The 18,718-nt window shown below is 59.0% G+C and carries 22 protein-coding genes; 12 read left to right on the forward strand and 10 right to left on the reverse strand.

What is annotated here, in order from left to right:
- Window positions 1-3 precede the first annotated feature (3 nt).
- The 3 genes from LDZ23_RS31025 (at window position 4) to LDZ23_RS31035 (ending at window position 1,405) form a co-directional block, all read left to right on the forward strand.
- Window positions 4-399: a DUF7682 family zinc-binding protein gene (locus LDZ23_RS31025; protein WP_244808808.1), complete on the forward strand. Its 396-nt coding sequence runs from the start codon at window positions 4-6 to the stop codon at window positions 397-399.
- 121 nt (window positions 400-520) lie between these two features.
- Window positions 521-1,186 (forward strand): Lar family restriction alleviation protein, encoded by a 666-nt coding sequence (locus LDZ23_RS31030; RefSeq protein WP_244808809.1) that lies wholly within the window; start codon window positions 521-523, stop codon window positions 1,184-1,186.
- A gap of 78 nt (window positions 1,187-1,264) precedes the next feature.
- Entirely contained in the window at window positions 1,265-1,405 is a 141-nt protein-coding gene (locus LDZ23_RS31035; protein WP_244808810.1) for a hypothetical protein, read from the forward strand.
- 126 nt (window positions 1,406-1,531) lie between these two features.
- On the opposite strand, the gene LDZ23_RS31040 is transcribed toward LDZ23_RS31035, so the two are convergent.
- Together LDZ23_RS31040 and LDZ23_RS31045 are read right to left on the reverse strand one after the other, a co-directional pair.
- Window positions 1,532-2,677, reverse strand: a complete 1,146-nt coding sequence (locus tag LDZ23_RS31040; RefSeq protein WP_244808811.1) for an integrase domain-containing protein — start codon at window positions 2,675-2,677, stop codon at window positions 1,532-1,534.
- The gene (locus tag LDZ23_RS31045; RefSeq protein WP_244808812.1) at window positions 2,677-3,477 is read right to left on the reverse strand and encodes a hypothetical protein; all 801 of its coding nucleotides are present in this window, start codon (window positions 3,475-3,477) and stop codon (window positions 2,677-2,679) included. The genes LDZ23_RS31040 and LDZ23_RS31045 overlap by 1 nt, the downstream gene beginning before the upstream one ends.
- Window positions 3,478-4,664: 1,187 nt before the next feature.
- Between LDZ23_RS31045 and LDZ23_RS31050 the strand changes: the two genes are divergently transcribed.
- The 3 genes from LDZ23_RS31050 (at window position 4,665) to LDZ23_RS31060 (ending at window position 6,504) form a co-directional block, all read left to right on the forward strand.
- Window positions 4,665-5,696: a PRTRC system protein D gene (locus LDZ23_RS31050; protein WP_244808813.1), complete on the forward strand. Its 1,032-nt coding sequence runs from the start codon at window positions 4,665-4,667 to the stop codon at window positions 5,694-5,696.
- Window positions 5,693-6,019, forward strand: coding sequence for a hypothetical protein (locus tag LDZ23_RS31055; protein ID WP_244808814.1), 327 nt, complete (start codon window positions 5,693-5,695; stop codon window positions 6,017-6,019). The genes LDZ23_RS31050 and LDZ23_RS31055 overlap by 4 nt, the downstream gene beginning before the upstream one ends.
- A gap of 251 nt (window positions 6,020-6,270) precedes the next feature.
- The gene (locus LDZ23_RS31060; RefSeq protein ID WP_244808815.1) at window positions 6,271-6,504 is read left to right on the forward strand and encodes a hypothetical protein; all 234 of its coding nucleotides are present in this window, start codon (window positions 6,271-6,273) and stop codon (window positions 6,502-6,504) included.
- 69 nt (window positions 6,505-6,573) lie between these two features.
- Here the strand turns inward: LDZ23_RS31060 and LDZ23_RS31065 are convergent, their stop codons facing one another.
- The 6 genes from LDZ23_RS31065 to LDZ23_RS31090 form a co-directional block, all read right to left on the reverse strand.
- Window positions 6,574-6,798, reverse strand: coding sequence for a hypothetical protein (locus tag LDZ23_RS31065; protein ID WP_035968637.1), 225 nt, complete (start codon window positions 6,796-6,798; stop codon window positions 6,574-6,576).
- A gap of 102 nt (window positions 6,799-6,900) precedes the next feature.
- Window positions 6,901-7,983: a primase-helicase zinc-binding domain-containing protein gene (locus tag LDZ23_RS31070; protein ID WP_244808816.1), complete on the reverse strand. Its 1,083-nt coding sequence runs from the start codon at window positions 7,981-7,983 to the stop codon at window positions 6,901-6,903.
- A 257-nt stretch (window positions 7,984-8,240) separates the two neighbouring features.
- Complete coding sequence (locus tag LDZ23_RS31075) at window positions 8,241-8,780, reverse strand: single-stranded DNA-binding protein (protein ID WP_244808817.1); 540 nt, start codon at window positions 8,778-8,780, stop codon at window positions 8,241-8,243.
- Between the two features lie 12 nt (window positions 8,781-8,792).
- Window positions 8,793-9,578: a hypothetical protein gene (locus LDZ23_RS31080; protein ID WP_244808818.1), complete on the reverse strand. Its 786-nt coding sequence runs from the start codon at window positions 9,576-9,578 to the stop codon at window positions 8,793-8,795.
- Between the two features lie 10 nt (window positions 9,579-9,588).
- On the reverse strand, window positions 9,589-10,023 hold the full coding sequence (locus LDZ23_RS31085) for a hypothetical protein (RefSeq protein ID WP_045463669.1): 435 nt from the start codon (window positions 10,021-10,023) through the stop codon (window positions 9,589-9,591).
- 108 nt (window positions 10,024-10,131) lie between these two features.
- Complete coding sequence (locus tag LDZ23_RS31090; RefSeq protein WP_244808819.1) at window positions 10,132-10,431, reverse strand: hypothetical protein; 300 nt, start codon at window positions 10,429-10,431, stop codon at window positions 10,132-10,134.
- 379 nt (window positions 10,432-10,810) lie between these two features.
- Between LDZ23_RS31090 and LDZ23_RS31095 the strand changes: the two genes are divergently transcribed.
- From LDZ23_RS31095 to LDZ23_RS31120, 6 genes are all read left to right on the forward strand, one after another.
- Complete coding sequence (locus tag LDZ23_RS31095) at window positions 10,811-11,521, forward strand: nuclease-related domain-containing protein (RefSeq protein ID WP_244808820.1); 711 nt, start codon at window positions 10,811-10,813, stop codon at window positions 11,519-11,521.
- Window positions 11,522-11,785: 264 nt separating this feature from the next.
- On the forward strand, window positions 11,786-13,021 hold the full coding sequence (locus LDZ23_RS31100) for a hypothetical protein (protein WP_244808821.1): 1,236 nt from the start codon (window positions 11,786-11,788) through the stop codon (window positions 13,019-13,021).
- Between the two features lie 47 nt (window positions 13,022-13,068).
- Window positions 13,069-14,277 (forward strand): FlhC family transcriptional regulator, encoded by a 1,209-nt coding sequence (locus LDZ23_RS31105; protein WP_244808822.1) that lies wholly within the window; start codon window positions 13,069-13,071, stop codon window positions 14,275-14,277.
- 30 nt (window positions 14,278-14,307) lie between these two features.
- Complete coding sequence (locus LDZ23_RS31110) at window positions 14,308-14,478, forward strand: hypothetical protein (protein WP_244808823.1); 171 nt, start codon at window positions 14,308-14,310, stop codon at window positions 14,476-14,478.
- Window positions 14,479-14,481: 3 nt separating this feature from the next.
- Window positions 14,482-14,853 (forward strand): hypothetical protein, encoded by a 372-nt coding sequence (locus tag LDZ23_RS31115; protein WP_244808824.1) that lies wholly within the window; start codon window positions 14,482-14,484, stop codon window positions 14,851-14,853.
- Between the two features lie 213 nt (window positions 14,854-15,066).
- Entirely contained in the window at window positions 15,067-16,059 is a 993-nt protein-coding gene (locus tag LDZ23_RS31120) for a CAP domain-containing protein (RefSeq protein WP_244808825.1), read from the forward strand.
- Window positions 16,060-16,785: 726 nt separating this feature from the next.
- Here LDZ23_RS31120 and LDZ23_RS31125 read toward each other — a convergent pair.
- Window positions 16,786-18,087, reverse strand: coding sequence for a hypothetical protein (locus LDZ23_RS31125; protein WP_244808826.1), 1,302 nt, complete (start codon window positions 18,085-18,087; stop codon window positions 16,786-16,788).
- 15 nt (window positions 18,088-18,102) lie between these two features.
- The gene (locus tag LDZ23_RS31130; RefSeq protein ID WP_025527611.1) at window positions 18,103-18,717 is read right to left on the reverse strand and encodes a type 4 pilus major pilin; all 615 of its coding nucleotides are present in this window, start codon (window positions 18,715-18,717) and stop codon (window positions 18,103-18,105) included.
- Between the last annotated feature and the right edge of the window lies 1 nt (window position 18,718).

Here is an 18,718-nt window from a genome sequence, read left to right on the forward strand (position 1 = left end):
ACCATGAAGCAGACGTTTGCATGCGGCCACACCGGCAAAGGGAAGTTCTGCCACACCTGCGCCAACGCAGAAAAAGAGAAAGCGGAGCAACGCCTAGCGATGGAACAAAAGCGCGCGGCAAAGAGGGGTTCAACAGTCGACGACACCATCGACCTGTCGATGGTTCGCCATCTGTCGTCCGTTCAGCGCGAGGCACGCGACCTCCTCGCGAAGGTCAGCAACGGCATCCATCCCTTCTCGCTCGACGGCAAATTCCTGAAGTCGTCCGCCGGCAAGCTCCTGTCAGTCCCCGTTGGCAGATCGTATCGGTTGCTTTTCGACGCCCCTTCTTTGAGGCCCATTCGCTTGGTCAGCCACGAGGATTACAACGCGATCGCCGCCAATCGCGTCGCCGCGTAATCTGTAAGGTGTTGTAAAGTTCGGGGCTGTTTCCTAATTTGGCGGTAAACGAGCGTCGCTATAATGCACCCGCCCACACCCTTTTCGCCAACGATCGGCGAACGCCCCGGACCACGCTGCCATGACTGACGAGCTCTTCCCCTGCGACCATTGCGGCGGAAATTGGGCCTTTGGCTACTCGCACCGGCTATTGAAGCGCCTGTCGGCGCCCGCGAGTGACTATCTGAGCGCCGACGACCGAGCTGCTCCCCAGATAAACGACCTCGAAGCGCGCTCGCTCTTTGCGATCCCGCAAGAGAAGGTTTGCTGCATCTTTTGCGAAGACTGCGGCATGCAAACGCCTTGGATCGCGATCGGCGACGACCGGCACGCGGCCCTTGCGCAGGCCGGCGCGATCTGGAACGCCCGGACGCGACGTCCAGTTGCTAAGGAAGGCGATCTGCTCAAGCTGATTAGGAAGGAAGTCAGCGCCCTCGATGCGCCGTTCCTAATCAACCTCTTGGCACGCACAGAAGGCGACTGGGAGAAACGCGGCCCTATTTTCGCCATGCTCGCTGCGAAAATCGTCGACAGCAAAATCACCTTGAGCGATTTCTGGCCTGTCGACACAGTGCTCAACGATGCTGCTAGATACCGGAAGCTCCAGCAACTTGCTAAACGCGTCTACATCGACGGCATCGCCTCGATTCAATTTCCGCGCATTCCCGCAACGGGCGGTGATGAGGGCAGTTTCGAGAACAGCGTGAACCTCGCGGTTGACGATCTGCCGGACCGCAATCGCTGGTAACTTGACTTCTGGCTTGTGCCTTCATACTGGTTTGGTGCTGGCCAGTCGGCGCCAGCAACCGCCACCAGGGGAAACAACATGTCGCCAATCGACTACCTTCGCGCCGCTTACCGCCTGCGCGCAAAGCTCGCACCGCAGATCGCTGTGGTGCTCGCCTTGGCCGCCATTCTCACCTATCACGCTATGACGAGCCGGTCGCTGGATTGGCTCTTAAATTGACCGGAAAGCGCGGGATTGAGCGCGGGGGCATTATCAGTGATAATTCACTTTGCGCGAGACGTTTTCGGTCAACATCTTGAAAACAAAGGGAAATTTCGGATATTTTTGGTGTGACAATCCGGCACTTTATGCATTGTCACACTTGCCGCTGCGCTCGAGAATTCGATAGACGCTCTGCCTTGAAATCTGGAGAAAGTTTGCGGCAGCCTTCTTGTTGCCGTTGAATATGGCGATGGCATCGCGGACCTGATCGACGGTGACCTCGGGCGCCTTTTTCTTCTGGACCCTATGCGTCGATAGATACGCGTTTGCAATCGAGGGTCGGCTGTGGCCTGCCGCTTCGACCACCTGACGCCTGGCCTCCTCGTGTTGCGCCTTGGGCGCAATTTCGCCCGTTCCCTTCACGGGCGCTTTAACCCCAGCCAGGGCTTCGTACATGGCGTGAAAATTTTGATGACGTAGCCCATGAGCAGTTATTCCGAGCGCACTCTTGCGTACGCCGTGCTTGCGGAGAACTCTGTAGAACCGGTCTTTCCACTGCTGCTTTGTATATCCGAGTGGGATCGTCGTCTTGGAAACCGGATTCGTCAAGGCGGCCGCCTCCTTCAGTACGTCCAGGCCGTCGCCGATCGGAACGACCCGATTTCGACCGCCTTTCGTCCCCCGTGTGACGTGAAGCATCCCATCATCGCCGACTGACTCAACAGGGCGCAGGAGGAAGCTTTCCTCGACGCGCAAACCGAAGGTCAGCTGAAGGCGGAGTTGGACAGCGACATACTTGTCGGTCTGTGCAATCTCCGCCATCTTCCCAACCGGATCGACTCCATTGCCGTCCCACGACTTGTCCTCGGTGGCGATGTACGAGCGCACGAGACCATGCTCTTTACGGTCAACATAACTTTCCAACGGACCAATCAGGTTTAGCTTGTGCATCCACTCGGCGAGTGCGCGAAGATAGGTCAGCTTGTTCTCAATTGTTCCTCCGGTCTGCTTCTTACTAACCCACAGATCAACAAGCGCCTCGACATGCTTCTGCTTCAAAGCCCATGGGGATTTCAACGCGTATCCGATCTCCCGCAGCTCTACGAACGCGTGGCAGATCTTTTGAATCCTATATGCCTGTGTCTTCAACGACAGCGGTTTGTTGCTCACGCGGGTCCGGCTGTGCACGCGATCGACGTTGTCCTCCAGTAGCCGTTCGAGTGCAACCTTGAAGTCCTCTGGCAAGTTGTAGCGACGAAGTTCCGAGCGGACGTTTACGGTGACCGACATTAGCGATTCCCCTGTGCTTTCTTGATCAAGTGTTTAGTTGAGTAGTAGAGCGCCCGTCCCGTCTCGAACGATTGGCGCAGCTCGGGCGACCGTGCAATGTGGCCGGATATCTCAATCACACCTGCCGCCGCGGATTCCCAGCCGGCCGCCGCCGCATGCCTAAGCGCAGCTCGTCGAGCATTCACATCGTCAAAGCCGTATCGCACGGACAACTGCCACATGGACCACGCTAGGTCTGCCTCAAGCGGATGATTGACCCACGGCTCCTGGGCGGATTTCTGCGAATTTGTAGTGGTGGCATGACCCGCCGTCAGCGAGACGAAACGCCCGTGCGGCTCGACCCGCCTGAGCGACGGCTCAAGCAGGATTTCTCGAGCACTGAAGCGGAGTGCTTGAGAAACGTCTGGCGTCCAGGGCGAATCGCGCTCGACGGCCGATCCGAATGCGCGCAAATACAGCGGCGGCGCAGGCGCTAAAACCTCTATCCAAGGTGTGGCTTTTGCCCACGCAACCAAGCTCTCAGGGGTAACGGAAGATTGATTGCACAGGGAGGCGAAGTCGCCGGCATGCCCGTCGGACTTGTAATTACATTTGTCGAGCTTCGCTAGAAACCCATCCATGTCGACCGCATTGCGCTCAAAGCGATGAGCGTGGTCCAGGTCTAGCGTCAGCCCATGATGCCGTCCGACCGAACGAAATACGTCTAGGAAAACTGGCCCCAAGACGCGGTGGTACGAGCCGACAACATATGAGCCCGTTACTGCCTTCCGAAGCACGAACACCTCCAACGGCTCCTGCATCGTTTCCTCGTGGTTTGCGCTTGGTACGCGGACACTGACATGTGCCCGATCCCCGTTGTCGCCGGGCGAGGACCGCAGGGAGCCTATCCCCTCGTCTCTTCGCGCTGCGCGCCGCGTAACCCCGCCGGGTCCAGCCTTCCTCGCCTTTAGCGATTCCATTCGATCAGCCCCGCACGTGGAAGAAACGCGCATCGACCGTCCGTTTTGCTGCGTGCTGCCGGGCTCACGCTTCGCGTGTTGACCGCCGCCGACTAGCTGCTGGTAGACATCAACGCGGGCCCGCTTCGCGGAACCTCTCGCCGTTGATTGCTTTCCCCGCTACTGCCGACAGTCCCGTCGCGCGCTTTTCGCTGCGCGACTCGGCTATGCCGCTGCTACGGCTACCGCGCCGGCCTTAGCACTGATGCGCTGGGGCCAATTGCTCGGTAATTGCTTTTGCGCTGTTTTGTTCCGGTTGCGCCGACCGTTCGTCTTCCGTACAGGGAGCAGTCGCCTCTCTGGCTTGCTCGCTCCCCCATCCCCAAGCGCGTTGAATCCGCCGCGGTGTGTCGGGCCTCATGCAACGTACCCAGCTTCGTGTGCTGTAAGGATGCGTCCATGCTCGTTGAATGCGTCGGTGCTAGCAGCAGCAGACTGTGTCCGTGTCCGCTCGCACCTCGACTCAACTTGCTTTCTCGGGCTGAACTGCCCGCAAACCCAATGGATATCGCGTGTCCGTGTTCCTCAACTTGGCTCACGGTGCGTTTGATTTGATTCAGAAAAAGGCCGCATGATTTTGCGGCCTGTGACAGAGGGGATTTCGCTAGGCAAAGCGGTCCCCTCGATGGTCCGTAGAGGAGGTTCGATGCGCTGGTCGCGCGGTTGGTGATTGGAATATTAGCCGCTCGGAAGACAACGCGTTTTTCGAAAGCTGCCTAAATGTAGTGAGCTTTTGCTTCCTTGACTTTCCGTGCCGATCTGTAGAGTTGGACGCGTGTGACGTGGACTTTTCTCACCGAATTCGTCCAGATAACTAACAGATTGAAGCAAGGCCCGGCACCCACTCTTGCTTCTCACCGTTGAGGTGGAGATAACTGACAGTTATCCGGACGTTGGTAGAGAGAACGCCATCATCACCGCCCATCTGCCACTTTTCTGTCAGATAACGGGCAGATGAGTGTGGCCTATTGAAATGCTCTGGAGAGAGAATGAACGCAATGAAAGTACATGCGCCCGTCCTTGCTGTCGACGTCGGTTATGGCAACACCAAGGTTGCCTTTCGCAATGGATCTGACGTCTCAACGTTTATGTTCCCATCGCTGACGCCGCCGTACAAAGCACATACGATCGCCAAGGAAAGCGCCGGATTGATCACGACGCCAAAGACGATCGCCGTGGAGGTAGAAGGTAAGCGCTATCAGGTCGGCCCGGGCGTCCTGTTGAGTTCGCGCAACGGCGATGCGGGCGCGACGCTGAACGACGACTACTGCACGACGTCGAGCTATGCCGCATTGCTGGCAGGCGCGTTTCATTTCGCCAACATTGCATCGGTCGACCGCTTGGTCCTCGGACTGCCGATGCGGAACTTCCACACCCACGTCGCGCATTTGCGCAGTGCCTTCGCCGGCAAAAATGCATACGGCGAAGTCGAGTTCGATGTCGGGAGCGTCATCGTGCTGCCGCAGCCTCTGGGTGCATTGGTGAACTTCTCGCGCTATCACGAGTTCGACAAAGAGGACCCGCACCTCATTATTGACGTTGGCTACTTCACCACGGACTGGGTAGTGGCAACGGGGCTCACGATCGACGAGGAGCGCAGCGGAGGTCATCACAGCGGCGCGTCGCACTATTACGAGGCTATCGCGGCTGTCATCAAGGAGAAACTGCATATCGACACGCAGGGGATTGAGCGGATCGATAAGGCGTTGCGCACCGGGTCCACGTTGCTGCTCAACGGGAACGACTACGACCTTCGCGAGTTCCTGCCTGGGGCGCAAACGGTCATAGACGCGGCGGTAAAAGCGATCCAAGCTGGTGTGAAAAACACCGTGGACATCCGCTCAATCGTTCTTACCGGTGGGGGCGCGGCTCTCTACAAGTCCGAGATACAAGCGCGTTTCCCCCATTTGAGGATCGACCATATGGCAGATCCGTGTTTCACGAACGTCAAGGGGTTCCTTGCTGCTGGCGAGGCAACGCTGCTGCGCGATAAGAAGCGCAAGGAAGGAGTGCCCGCATGACAGGCGCTTTGGAGATCAAGGTAACAATCAGCGAAGTAGTGACGCCCGCGCTGTTCGATGCTCTGGTTGCGATCTCCAACCCGAGGAAGCGTGCGGCGCTGTTGAAGCGCCTTGCCGAAGATGCGCTGCGAGGCAGCGTTTCGGTCAGCCACCAGCCGGGGACGCGCGATGCGCCGGCTGCGACCGGGCAGCCAATCGCCGGACCAACCATCGTTACATCCGCGGGCGACGCGGTCGTTACAGCTGCACCGAGCAAAACCGACCGCGGCGGTGAGCCGGACTTCGACTACGCGTTTCTGGCTGAAAACCTGAACTTCGGGTGACGCCGCGATGAAAGGGGGCGTCGGTGCTCTTCGCGACCGCTTGACAATGCGAGAATGCTGACAAGATAGGAACGTATAGTTCAGGCCTGCATAGGCGACGGAGGGAGAAATGGGCTTTTTAGAAACCTTGGCGCAAGCCGATTGGACGCGCGGCGTTCGCATGTGGATTTTGGTGGCCGCCGCGCTGGCTGCGTGGGAGGCAGCTTCTCTGTTTCATCGCGCCTGGTCCCGCTCAGCCGAAGGAGCCGATGATGTACGCTAAGTTCATGGCGCTGCCATTTTTCACGCGACGCATCATCATCGTGATGGCGTCTTTCTTCGTGATGTGGGTTTGTGCCTACCTGCCGAAGAGCGGCTTCACTCAGGTGGTGATCGGGTCCAGTGCGTTCATTATGTGTTGGGCAACTGGCATCCTCGTTCCGTTCCTGAAGATCACGTTTTTCGTCCTAAGGTGGCGTTTGTGGTACGTCGTGCGCTACAAGTAGTCGCTGACTACTGGCCGCCAAACAAAAAAGCCCCGACCAAACGGTCGGGGCTTTTGTCTTCAGGGGGTATCAATGCAGCAGAGATACACCTTGTGCGCTCGCCTGTCGACGAATGCAGTAAAACCAAGCAGTGTCCAGCGTGACGCCCTGCTTCTCCAGCCGGGCATGACCACCTCGTTTGCGGTCGATCACGTCGTAGGCTTCCGCCTCGGACTTCCCTACTCTGACCGAGCCGTTCTCGACACCGGACGTTGCCACAATCTCATACCGGCCAACAATCATGCTAAAGCTCATTTCCTCTTCTCCATTGGAAAAGCTCGGGCGGATTGCGGCCCCAGTGGGGACGAATCCCCACCGGGCGAAAGTTACTGTTAGCGGCCTCAATGCCGCCAAGAATCAAACACGCAGTGGTTCGCGCAAATCGCGGCGCACTACCACTGCAGAGGTCGGCGCGTGCGCACGGTGAGACGCACACCACTCGTCTGCGAAGTCGGTCTCCCGCTTTTTCGGCCGATGAACCATAGCCGTGTACCCTTCAGCGCGGAGGCGCTTGGCCAGCTTCAACGCCGCGTCGACGCCCGGTGACTTCCCGGTACGTGGATCGACAGCATCGAAGTCGGCGTAGATATGAACCACACGAATGCCAAGGCCCTCTGGCACAACGAAATCCGCAAGAAGGATGCGATTCAGGCAATACCAGACCGGCACACCAAAGAGCATGTGCGCGGCGTATGCCGTCTCGAGACCTTCCGCGACGCCGATTTCACCATCGACAGGTTCCATCAGCCGGACTGCGCCGCCGTTGAGCTTATGAAGCGTCACGTCGTTCAGCTTGGCCGGGAGAATCTCGCCATCGTTAGTAACGATGGACGCCTTGACTGGCTTCGAGCGTTCAAGGAACGTGCGATGCAGCGTCCCCAGACGGCCGTCCGGCAGCGTGAAGCGCGCGATGATGCCCGGCCACTGCCCGATGACTTTCTTCTCGTGCCAGTAGTCGAGCATCCCCATGCGCAGCGCCGGAGACGGCGGTGCCGTCAGACCCGGCACGCGCTCGCGCAGGTAGCGGGGCACGAGGCCATCGGACCCGACGAGCGTCGCCCGATCCCACATCGAGTCGAGGCGCTTCTTCGCCCACTCGGGATCGACCTTTCGGCCCGGCGCGGGCGCGTCTGGCCGTTCGCGAGTTCTGCGAGCGTCCGCAAGACTCCCTCCTTCGAGTTCGATCATCAATTCGCGGAACGTCAGTCCCGCGGACTTGCAGATCAGCTCGAAACCGTCGCCGGCCTTACGGTCGCCGTCGTTGCACTTGCGGCAAACCCAGTCGCCACGGCCACGGTTGTTGTCATAGGTAAAGCGGTCGTTTCCGCCGCAGATGGGACAGGGCGCGCCCTTCCCGGTCAGCGAACTCGCGGGCACTCCGTACTTCTGGAGCAACGCAAGCCACTGTTCCGGGGACAGCTTGATGTCCTTTACATTCATTGTTCACTCCAGTTTGGGGTGGTTGAGGTCGATGCCTGAACAGGCGGTGAAACCGTGCTCAAAAAAGCCGTCCGCCTCGCCGGGTGAGGCGAAAGCGACGGGCGGCTTTTTTCAGCAGGGAAATCGGAAAGCGGGGATTGCGACGGAATAAGGACCGGCCGCGCGAAAGACACGCTCCGCGGCTTCGCCGACCGTTTCCGGTTCGACGAAGCAACGAAGGTGAGGAGAAACAGGAAGCGAGGTGAGACGTTACGGGATCAGATCGCAGCCCACTCGCGTCGGGTTAGGTAAGCGTTGAAGGGAATGTCATCCATGTCATCAAACCCACCGCCTCCACCATACGAAGTCGATTGCGGTTCGCGATTCGCCGGCGCAGGGTTACTCGATCGCGGCTGCGGCGACCGTTCCTGACGCGCGGGGCGCTGACTTTCGAAACCGTCGTTCGACGAACGGTCGCCTGAGGCGCGGCCGCCGAGCATCTGCATCTGCTCAGCTACGATCTCGGTCGAATACCGCTCCTGCCCGGCCTGGTCCGTCCACTTTCGCGTGCGGATTCTGCCTTCGATGTACACCGACGAGCCCTTCTTGAGGTACTCGTTGACGATCTCAGCCAATCGGCCGAAGAACGAAACACGATGCCACTCGGTCTGCTCCTTCATTTCGCCCGAGGCCTTGTCCTTGTAGCGATCCGTCGTTGCCAGTCGAATGTTTGCGACCGCATCGCCGCTCGGCAGGTGACGCGTTTCCGGGTCGGCTCCGAGGTTGCCCACGAGGATGACCTTGTTTACTGATGCCATAAAAAAGCTCCTTTAAGATTTCTTGGAAATAGACCAAAGCCACTTGTCCCACAGCACTTGAGCGCCGCTGGCATCGAGCTTGGGTCGGCCACGTTTATCGACGGCAGGTACCTTGATCTTCCCAAGGCGCCTAACCTCTATGCGATCGCCGACTTTGCAGTGCGCTTCAGCGATCGCGTCGCGAAGACCCTCGCCTTGCAGCACGTCCACACCTGTACGGTGCTCGAGCGTGATGCAGAACGATTCGTAGGTCCGCCCCGGTCGTTTGCCGTCGGGGAACTCCTTCTCGCCCCACTCTTTCAGCACGCCATACCGCGCGCGCTCACTGGGCCGATGCGATGGCTCGGCGGCCCGCGCTAGCGACGGCGCTACGCTCTCGACGATTTGTCTTGTCGGTCGCGCGTCGCTCGCAGCGGCTGGGCGGGTTGCCGCAACTGAACGCTCGGGATGCGCCTCTGTCGGGTGAGCGTCCCTGACGGCAGCGGCAATCGCCTCTGTCAGTGGCCCCTTGTGCTCACGCAGCACTTCCCAGTGCGGAGCGAGCGCCGGTATCAGCTTCATTCCGACGGCGGTTGGCCGTAGCTCATAGTCGAACGCCGGGCGAAACTGCACGACCACATCGCCCTCGTCGCGAAAGAGCATTGGTTGACCAGCGATCGCGATGTGCCGCTCGTTGGCTCCGCCTTTCCCGACTTCGACGGGGGATGGTTGATTTACGGAGTAGCGATTCCGAGGCTGCGTCGCGGGCTGCACGCCGAAGAGCGTTCCCAGCAGCCGGCCGAATGTTGATGTGCTCATCGTCGGCCTCCTAGATCAGCGTGCCGAAGCACTCGCGACGCACTTCTTCCATGTCGCGCTTGAGCAAAGGGTTGCTCAGGATGACGTCTTGCAAGATCTCGGGATCGACGCCGTTGATCTGGCAGACAAACCGATACGGCAGCGCCCCGCTCCAGAACTCCATGACCCAGCCGAGCGTCGCTCGGTAGTCTTCGAGTTCCATCTTCTTTCTGTTTTTGAGTCGCTCGCTGAACAGTACAGCGCAGTCCATCAACGACTCGGGCATGTTGTCGCCGCGCCTGCTGTCAGTCGCCAGACTGATCAACGCGTCGACCATTTTGTCTTTGACCGCCTCGCTCCACAGGTGCGGATCGGGCAGCGGATCGGGCTTGGGCTGGGCACGTGTGACCGGCGCTTCAGGAGCGCCGAACATGTCCAGTTGCCATGCGGCTACTTCTGCTTGCATGGGGATCTCCGGATGAACGGGAACCCATGCCCGCAACGGGATGGTTTCCCGTTGGGGTGAGGGGTCAAGACCGCCCGTGCGGGCAGTCTTGACATTCAGGCGTAGCGACTAGGCGTCGGTGCCTGTCTTAAGTGGAACGACCACTGCGGACTTGGCGTACTGACGTTTGATGGGCGTGACGTTGGCGTCGGCAGGAGCCGGAGCGACAACGGCGTGCGCGGGCGCCTTCGAATCCTCAGCTTTCTCCTCTTTCAGCGCCGCCTTGATGGATCTCTTGATCCAGACAGCGACGGTGGCAGAAACAAACAGAAAGGCGAAGAACGAATGCGCTGCAAACCACAGGGCAAAGCAAACAGCGACCAACCAGCCGGGCGATTTCATCGCCTTCATAACCAACTGCTTCGGCATTTTTCTCTCCAGAAAAAGACGCACTAGGGGATGTCCAGCCATACAGCGCTGGATGATTTTCGATGCTCGGGTGAGCAGGGAAAAATGGCGCGCGGAGAGACGCTTTCGTCACGGCTCAATGAAGACGTGGCGGAAGCAGCTCGCAGCAGGGGAAAGTGGATGCGAGCGCGCGGCCTGTCGGCGTGCGCAACTCGGGTCGATGCGTCGTGGACGCGGGGATAGGAGCGAATTTACGCCCTGCCGGCGAGGTGCGTGCCTTTGAAAGCTCCCGATTTCATACCGCCTTTCGCTTTTTCGACGCATCGGTGACCGGACCCCGCAGCCTTGACTTCGCGCAGGCGCTGCCATCCTTGGAGCATGCAAATCAGGGAGCCAGCACATGCTTATCAAAATACTGATCGCCGTCGGCGGTTATTACTTATATAGACGGTGCAAAGGACGGCGTCGCCCGCGCACTTCGCATCTGGCGCGCACAGCGCCACGTTCGGCGGACGCGATCGGCGCTGCTGGCGAGGTTGCGACGCAGGCAAAGCTGCGTGAAACCCTCCCCTGGCTGTGCGGCGACGAGTTTTATCTGCACGATGGTCCGTTGGTCATCGAGCACGCGTCGGGGACGGCCTTTCCAACGGCAGAGATCGATCACCTTGCGGTTACGCCCTTCGGCATCTTCATCTTCGAGACCAAGAACTGGTCAGGGCACATTGCCCCGTCAGTGTTGCCCGGCAATCTGACCCGAACTTCGCACAACGGTGAAACCGAGGATAGGCGCTCGCCAATAGCGCAGAACCGGACCAAGCTCCGATTTCTTCGCGAACAACTGCCTGGTATGTGGCCGGTTGCTGGCGCGGGCGTTTTCACATCGCCCACGGCGGTGCTCCACCGGGACCTGCCGACTGATCTGTTCTCGCTTAACGACCTGCCCTACTGGCTGCGGCATAAGCGCGATTCGTGCAAAGAAAGATCGCCGGTGGACGTCCGTCGCGCCACGGGCGCCGTGCTGATGTACGCCGACACCTCAACAACGGCCCTTACTGACCACAAGGCTCGGGTGGCGACCCAACCAGAATTTTCGACCGAAATCAAGCCATAGATTAGGAAAGGTCTTCCACAGAAACATTAAAGTGTTACATATCTGAACCGTTAAACGATTGCTTACCTCAGCTTGTGGGGCTTTTGTTCGCACGGATTGGTGTGAAAGAGGGGGTGAAATATGCGTCTTTCCGCCCTCAGAAGGTGTAACGAAGAATTTACGATTGGTTACTTAGGCGATCGGTCGTTCGATAGGTCGCGGGGGGTGAGAGCCCCGCTCATGCAAGGCAGCGTTGGTCAGCGCTGCACACAACGGAGAGAAGAAATGCTGTCAGGCGAGACGTCCGGAAACGTTCCGAATAAGTTCAATCACAGTCTGCCGGTTCCGTTCGGTGACGATTCCATGTCCGACTTCATCGTCCCGCGCGACGATAACAAAGGAGTCACACGGGCCACCATCGAGAAAGCCGCTAAGGAATCCTTTGGCGGAGAGGACGAGCTCGTCGCGAGACTGACGGACTCGATGATGGCCGTCTCCGAGTCCCGGGAGCGCATCTCCGCAGAGATGATTGCGCTCGGCAATCAGCTTTTCCACTCCCACTACCTCATTCGTAACAATCTGGTGGCGAAAGGCGGCGACACGGTTTCGATCCACCGGAAAGCGGCGCGCATGGCGTACGACTTCTTCGAGAACTCGCTGAAGATCAAGGAATCGGCAGCCCGCCAGTACATGCGGTGCTGGGAACGCTTTGGTAACAACGAAGAGGCTATCCGTATCTTTAATGTCGGCGAGCTCGATATGCTGGCCGCAGCACACGTCACCGACGCACAGATCAACGAGATCATGCTGGCGAAAAAAAGCACGCCCGACATGAAGCGCGCAGACGTGAAGAAGCTGCTCGACGCGTTGCAGAAGCAAGAAAAAGCGCTCGTTGATAGCCAAAAGCAAGTAGACAACGTCACGTCCGTCCTTGAGGACACCAAGACCGCACTCGACCTTGCGCAGCGCGAGGCGCAGCACCTTAAGGACGAACTCGACACCAAGGCCCGTGCACTGGCTGCAAAGCAGCAGCAACTGGACGGCCTGGACGACCTCTACAACCGCCGCACGGCGGGGATGAGCGACATGCAGAAAGACCTCGCAGACAAAGATAGGGAGATCGCCCGCCTGCTCGACGAGGTCATGAACAAGAAGCCGGAAGTTCAGGTGAAGGAGGTTCTTGTCACTCCTCCCGGATTCTCATCGCTGTCGGAAGCGTTGGAGGCCAAAACAGCCGAATTCAAGAAGACGACGCAAGCCTTGGACGCACTCAAGCAAGAAGTAACCGAGGTCGAGAAGAACCGCGAGAAAGCCAAGGCTGCGCTCGCCGCTGCGGAAAAGGTGCAAAAGACGATGGAAGGCGTCTCCGCCGCGTTTGAGTCGTTCGCTGGAAAGCTCACCGCAGCGCAACTGGCCGTCCAGGCATGCGACAGCCCTGCCGAGCATCGCACGATCCTGCAGACGTTGTCCGCGATGATGCGCAAATCGCAGAGCGAACTCGACGCATGGCTTGCTAAGTAAAAACGGCTAAGACCGACCACGTGGCCGTGCGCCGTGAGGCGCACAGGATGACAGAAAAACTGATAACGACAATGTCAAAAAATACTCTGGACGCGATTGAGACCAACATCGCGTTACCGGCCTTCCTGGCCGAAAAGATCCAGCGCGAAAACTATTCGCTTACTGACGCGATGCACAAGGTGCTTGCGCGGTATCCCCACGCGGAAGGCGTGCTGGGCCTATCGCTGGACAATATGGAACTGTTCGACACGCACGCCGATCCGAAGGCGACGCTCATGAACATGCCGTTCCTCGCGTTGTCCCCTACCCTGCCGGACCCCAGAGACTGGGACACGTTCGTCAACGGCGTCCTGCGTTCCCGAAAGGTGGAAGAACTAACGGAAAAGATGCCCGAAGTCGATGGCATGACCGGCCGCGACATATTTCACAACAACAGCGCGTATGTGACGCTGCTGAAAGATGTGCTGCACATGAACGTCCTGGCGGCACCGCTGCTAGGTCTCTCGCTCGAACTGGCGCACTACCTCAAAGGGCTGCCGATGCGTCGCATCCAATCGGCGATCGGCGCAATCAAGTTCCCGCTCTATAGATGGCGGTTCGACGACAACATGTTTTGGACCGAATACCGCACGGGATGGCTGTCAAACGAAGCGGTCGCCCATTACCTCATGCGTACTGCGCAGCTCCCGCCGTCCACCTTGCCATTCAAGCACGCGTGGTCGGAACTCCGGCTCGACCGGGCTCAACGCGATGTCTACGCGCGGGCGCTTATGACGCAGGGCTGCCGCGCTGCAACTGCGACCAATTTGTTCACGCTGAACGCAACAAAAGCACGGAACACCTACAGAGAGATCCACGGCGTCAGTTCACCGTGCGGCTGCAACCCGACGTCGCTTATCTGGTACGTCGAGCACCCGACACATCGCCTGCAGGGAACGTTCTTGGCATGGCTTTACCGAGCGGCGCTCGCCAACGGAGGCAACATCCCTGAGGCGCTTATCGCCTCAATCGACGTCGCCGAGAAGATGTTCGGCAAAGAGTTGGTCATTAGCCCCGACCGCGCAATCCACCTCACCCGAGCGATGGCGATCCACTCCCGGCTAACGATGACCCCGTGCCGGACGTGTAAGACCGAGTACATCCTCTCCAACGAGCAAGGAAGGATCGAATTGGCGAAGGACTTTTTCTGTCCGGGATGCAGCTACAGCCTGAAGACGCGCTCCGCCAAAAAGCAGGCAAAGTCGAAGACCGAGTAGCGTTTAACCACATTGGAGGGAGCTCGATTGATGTCCGAACAGTTTAGCGTCGAGGCTGGCCTCGTCGTTTTCTCGCGCGACGGCCGGGTGCAGTTTGGCTGGCTGGACCTTCAAACCGGCGCGTATTACGGCGAAGCCGATGGTCAGTGCATTGCCGATGCGGTCGGCGCGATCGAATTTCACTCCGACGTGACGCATTGAGCCATGCAGGACTTCGCTTACCTCTTTCGCGACAGCGTCGCGGCATGGTTACAAGGCCGCGGCGACTCGCGCTTCCAACGGTACGAACGGCACTACCGCTCAGATCGCGCAACCGCGCGGTCGCAGGAGGCCTTCGACCTTGAGCAAAGCAACATTCGCTTCGCGCAAAGTTTCGGCTCAGGCCGGAGGCAGTTCGCGGCCGTGTCGAAAAGCAAAGCATTTGGCGCGATCGCGACTTTTCTCATTCTTCTTTGGGGCGGCACCGCACTCCTCTCTTCCGTCGGCGCGACACAGCCCGTCGCCGTTGCTGCGGTGCTCGGCGTCGTTTTCATCGCCTTGCGGCTGAAGCATTTCCGCGCCCGCGCCAAACACTAGTAGCAAACGGTTGCGACCAAACAACGGTGCCGAATTTCAACCCGTTACTGGGTATTACAATGCCTGCGCCGCCGTTTGGCCAACGGCAATTTGCCAACGAGGAAAGCGGTTTCGCGGCGGACTTCCGAGTCGCCTTGACTTCGAACACCGCTCGATAAGATGAAAGTAAGCAGATCGCGGGGGCGACTGCAATAACTAGATCGGAAACAACAAATGACGATTCAGAACAACTCCAAACTCTCGATGGCCGCGATCGCTGCATCGCTTTTGGTCGCGGCTTGCGGCGGTGGCGGTGGCGGCGGCGATGCGTCGCCCGCGGCCCCGGCAAGCGGTGCCAGCACGCCCGCAACTCCCACCAATCCGGCGAATCTGACCACGCCTCAGTACCCGGCTGACAGCTTCCATCTGGCAGCGTTCAACCTGCTCAACCAACAGCGCCAGCAATGCGGCTTCCCTGCCCTCCAGGAAAACACCGCGCTCGATCAGGCGACGGCGGCACACGCGCAGTATCTCGCAACGAACAACGTGTTTACGGATACCGAAGTTGCGGGTAATCCCGGCTTTACTGGCGTGAATTTCACTGACCGCGCAGCCCATTTCGGATATACGGCGACCAACGGATCGGTCGGAGTGTCAGGTGGCTTCTATACGCCCGCCACGTGGACAGAAACACAATATGGTCAGCAAGCTGTCTATGGCCTGATTTCGGGCGTGTATCACATCATGATTGCTGCGTCGCCTACGAACACGGTCGGCATTGGAAAGGTCGCCACGACCTATAACGGTTTCCCGGAGGAATATTACGCTCTGAATCTGACGAACTATCAGCAGGTCACGACCAACGCGCCTTTGACGTTCCCCTGCCAAGGAACGACTGGTGTTGCATACTCGGCTGGCGGAGAAACCCCGGTCCCGCCTGCAACTTCCGGCAATTGGGGCACGCCGGTCGCTGTTGCGGGCAACCCGACTGACACCATCGTTATGCAATCAGGCACGATGACGGATTCGTCGTCGCACGTGATCGCCTTGCAGGTTCTCGATTCGGCCAAAGACCCGAATAAGATTCTTCCGTCGTGGATGGGCGTTGCATACCCGACCACGCCGTTGTCCCCGAACTCGCAATACACGGTCTCGCTCACGGGTACGATTAACGGCGTCGCATTCTCGCGTACATTCAGCTTCACGACCGGCAACATCGTCGGCTAACAAAGGAGCTTCGCAGAAAAACCAAAGCCGCCAGTCGATCTGGCGGCTTTTTTATTGTTTGCAAGGCTGGAAGAAACACCCCGGGGAAAGCTCCGAGGCGTTTTTAATGCCAACGATCGCCCTCAACCGCCCGAGCCCGCGGTGTCGCCATAGCCCTGCACATCGTAGCCAGTGACGGCGCCGGTGCTGTTATTTGCGCTGCACATCGCGTACTGGTAAGTGTTGAAGGACGTGTTGTACGTATTGGTAATATAGGTAGTGTTTGTGCCGTCATTAAAAACCGAATTCTGTTGGCCCCACCCAGGCCAAAATCCGAGTTGCTGCGTTACATAGGCCCGGCACGCTTGCTCGGGATTGCCTGTCTGCGGGTTAGCCGGTTGGCAGTTCTGTCCGACCCACGCCGCGCCGTTCCACGATGGAGCAGCCGTCTGAGTAGTGCCGCTCGGGCACGCTGGCGGTGGCGGTACATTACAGGAGTAGCTCCAAGCTGTCCCTGTCCAGACTGGTCCACTAGCAAAGCCGTATGCGCAATTTGGTTGGGGCGTGGCGCATTGATATCGCACACCGAGCTTCTGCCACGAATACCCTGGGTCGCAGCCGGGAGCACGCGGAACGCCGATGGGATTCTGGACCCATTCCGCGTTGGAGGTGACTGGAGCCGTCAGCACACCGCTAAGCGTCCCCATCAGCGCAAACGAAATTGCTGTCCTAATTCGCTTCATATTCTTATTGGTTTGAGTAGTTGCAGCCAACGTCGATTTGCGCTTGCAGGCCAAGCTGATCTTGCACAAGTGTGTTTGCACCGTCGGCGAGTACGTCATAAATTTGAAGCACCCACTGCGAGCCGTTCCACCCCATCGCGTAACGCGCGCCCGAGATCGGTGGATTGTGATTCGAATAGTCGGTCGTCAGCGATTGCGGGGTGATGCGATACCACGCGGTGCCGCCGGGGCCGCATGAAGGAGGCGTTACACCCCATCCGTTATACCAACCGCTGTACTGGGCATCGGCCGACTGGTTGCTCACTAAGGTGCTCGCACCTACCCAGTTTCCCCACTTATTGCACACGTACATCAGGTTGTTGCGGATCGTCACTCCGTTCCAGCTGCACTTGCTGGCGGTGTAGTTGATATTCGCAACATTGCCGTTGATGGTGTTGCCAGAGACCGTCCCTGACGAGCTCACATCCCCGACGTTAAGCCCGGCCGGTCCCGTTCCCTGATAGTTCTGCACATAGAGGTTGCCCTTGGTGCGCACGGCTGCGTTCACGCTGTCACCGTAGTACATCGCGCCGTTGTCGATCTGCAGGCTGTTTCCCGCCTGCAACTTCAAGACCTTGTTCGCGCCGAGCGTGACATTGCCGACGTTCTGCATGTCCTGATTACTGGCGTTCATCGTGCCGGTCAGCGGGAGCGCGCCATCACGGCGGTAGTACGGCGAATTGCCGTCCGCACCAAATCCATTGATTGCGAGGACCATCCCGGCCTTGCTGCCTACTGGATTAGGCAATGTCCACCCGCCGTGGATGCCGGTGACCGTCGCCGGCGCGCGGTTTGTCGAGTAGCCGAACTGCGCTCCCCCTGCGGCAGCGATGACACCAGCGCCGGCGATGTCGGCCGTCTTGTCGGTCATGCTGATAAGCGGCAGGCTCGGATAGATTTGCGAGGCGATATGGCAGTTCCCCGCAGCGGTCGAGCAGTTGTCGGGCACAACGGCCAACGCGATCTGGTAAGTGCCGCCCCAGAACGGCCCGTTCTTAAACGTGACCTTGTTGTTCGACTGCGCGCTCAGTTGCGCCAGCGTCGGCGCAGCGATGGGCGTAGAAGTCGTCTGCGAATACCCCACTGGAATAAGCGAGGCGTAGTTGTTGGTGATGTAGCTGCCGAGCGCCGAATTGATCGATGCAATGTTCTGCCCTTCGATCTGCAGCAGATTCTGGCGTTTGGTAGCGATGTCTTCCTTAATACCCTGTACTGTCAGCAAGGCCGCGCCGACCAGGACGATCAACATCTCAAGAATGCTTCCCATGTCGGCGGTCCGCTATCAGGTACGGGTGGTCCAAAGTCCCATCGACGCCATCGCGCCGTTCGACGCGCATGCAGTGGCGACCGTCTGCGGGTTGAACGTGACCGTCGGCGAGAAGATCGTTGTGCCGTTTACAGTCACCTGCGTGTAGACGGTGATCAACGCAGCCGCACTCAGCGAGCAAACCGTCGACGTGACGGGATACGTCAGAATCAACGAATCATTCGAGGTAACGAGCGTGCCGACGGCAGCCGTCACCGTGCCGTTGAACATGCCCTTGACCGCTGACTTGTCCGACGCGACGCGCGATCCCGCGGAATCGAAGGCGTGATTCTGCGCCAGCACCGTGAGCGTTTCAGAGGAGAAATCGGCGTCGTTCTGCGTCGCGTTCAGGATCCCGGTGTGGAACATCTGTGCTTCGCTCTTGAACTGGGACGAATGGATCAGATCGAGCACGTACTTGCCGCCCGCGTAGACAGCCAGCGCGAGCAACGCAGCGCCAGCCATCACCGCGCCTGCCTCGATCATCGACAGCTCGCCCGACTGTTTCTTGGCACGGGCAATTTTAAGGATGCGCGCCCGGCGCTCCTTGATCGGGTCGATCTGGACTGGTTGCTTATGTTCGTTGGTCATT

It is taken from the genome of Caballeronia zhejiangensis, assembly GCF_022879815.1.
In the GTDB taxonomy this organism is placed as follows: Bacteria; Pseudomonadota; Gammaproteobacteria; order Burkholderiales; family Burkholderiaceae; genus Caballeronia; species Caballeronia zhejiangensis.

Coding starts and splice junctions, on each gene's coding strand:
- LDZ23_RS31025 (WP_244808808.1), top strand. CDS start 4: ATGAAGCAGACGTTTGCATGCGGCCACACCGGCAAAGGGAAGTTCTGC.
- LDZ23_RS31030 (WP_244808809.1), top strand. CDS start 521: ATGACTGACGAGCTCTTCCCCTGCGACCATTGCGGCGGAAATTGGGCC.
- LDZ23_RS31035 (WP_244808810.1), top strand. CDS start 1,265: ATGTCGCCAATCGACTACCTTCGCGCCGCTTACCGCCTGCGCGCAAAG.
- LDZ23_RS31040 (WP_244808811.1), bottom strand. CDS start 2,677: ATGTCGGTCACCGTAAACGTCCGCTCGGAACTTCGTCGCTACAACTTG.
- LDZ23_RS31045 (WP_244808812.1), bottom strand. CDS start 3,477: ATGCAGGAGCCGTTGGAGGTGTTCGTGCTTCGGAAGGCAGTAACGGGC.
- LDZ23_RS31050 (WP_244808813.1), top strand. CDS start 4,665: ATGAACGCAATGAAAGTACATGCGCCCGTCCTTGCTGTCGACGTCGGT.
- LDZ23_RS31055 (WP_244808814.1), top strand. CDS start 5,693: ATGACAGGCGCTTTGGAGATCAAGGTAACAATCAGCGAAGTAGTGACG.
- LDZ23_RS31060 (WP_244808815.1), top strand. CDS start 6,271: ATGTACGCTAAGTTCATGGCGCTGCCATTTTTCACGCGACGCATCATC.
- LDZ23_RS31065 (WP_035968637.1), bottom strand. CDS start 6,798: ATGAGCTTTAGCATGATTGTTGGCCGGTATGAGATTGTGGCAACGTCC.
- LDZ23_RS31070 (WP_244808816.1), bottom strand. CDS start 7,983: ATGAATGTAAAGGACATCAAGCTGTCCCCGGAACAGTGGCTTGCGTTG.
- LDZ23_RS31075 (WP_244808817.1), bottom strand. CDS start 8,780: ATGGCATCAGTAAACAAGGTCATCCTCGTGGGCAACCTCGGAGCCGAC.
- LDZ23_RS31080 (WP_244808818.1), bottom strand. CDS start 9,578: ATGAGCACATCAACATTCGGCCGGCTGCTGGGAACGCTCTTCGGCGTG.
- LDZ23_RS31085 (WP_045463669.1), bottom strand. CDS start 10,023: ATGCAAGCAGAAGTAGCCGCATGGCAACTGGACATGTTCGGCGCTCCT.
- LDZ23_RS31090 (WP_244808819.1), bottom strand. CDS start 10,431: ATGCCGAAGCAGTTGGTTATGAAGGCGATGAAATCGCCCGGCTGGTTG.
- LDZ23_RS31095 (WP_244808820.1), top strand. CDS start 10,811: ATGCTTATCAAAATACTGATCGCCGTCGGCGGTTATTACTTATATAGA.
- LDZ23_RS31100 (WP_244808821.1), top strand. CDS start 11,786: ATGCTGTCAGGCGAGACGTCCGGAAACGTTCCGAATAAGTTCAATCAC.
- LDZ23_RS31105 (WP_244808822.1), top strand. CDS start 13,069: ATGACAGAAAAACTGATAACGACAATGTCAAAAAATACTCTGGACGCG.
- LDZ23_RS31110 (WP_244808823.1), top strand. CDS start 14,308: ATGTCCGAACAGTTTAGCGTCGAGGCTGGCCTCGTCGTTTTCTCGCGC.
- LDZ23_RS31115 (WP_244808824.1), top strand. CDS start 14,482: ATGCAGGACTTCGCTTACCTCTTTCGCGACAGCGTCGCGGCATGGTTA.
- LDZ23_RS31120 (WP_244808825.1), top strand. CDS start 15,067: ATGACGATTCAGAACAACTCCAAACTCTCGATGGCCGCGATCGCTGCA.
- LDZ23_RS31125 (WP_244808826.1), bottom strand. CDS start 18,087: ATGGGAAGCATTCTTGAGATGTTGATCGTCCTGGTCGGCGCGGCCTTG.
- LDZ23_RS31130 (WP_025527611.1), bottom strand. CDS start 18,717: ATGACCAACGAACATAAGCAACCAGTCCAGATCGACCCGATCAAGGAG.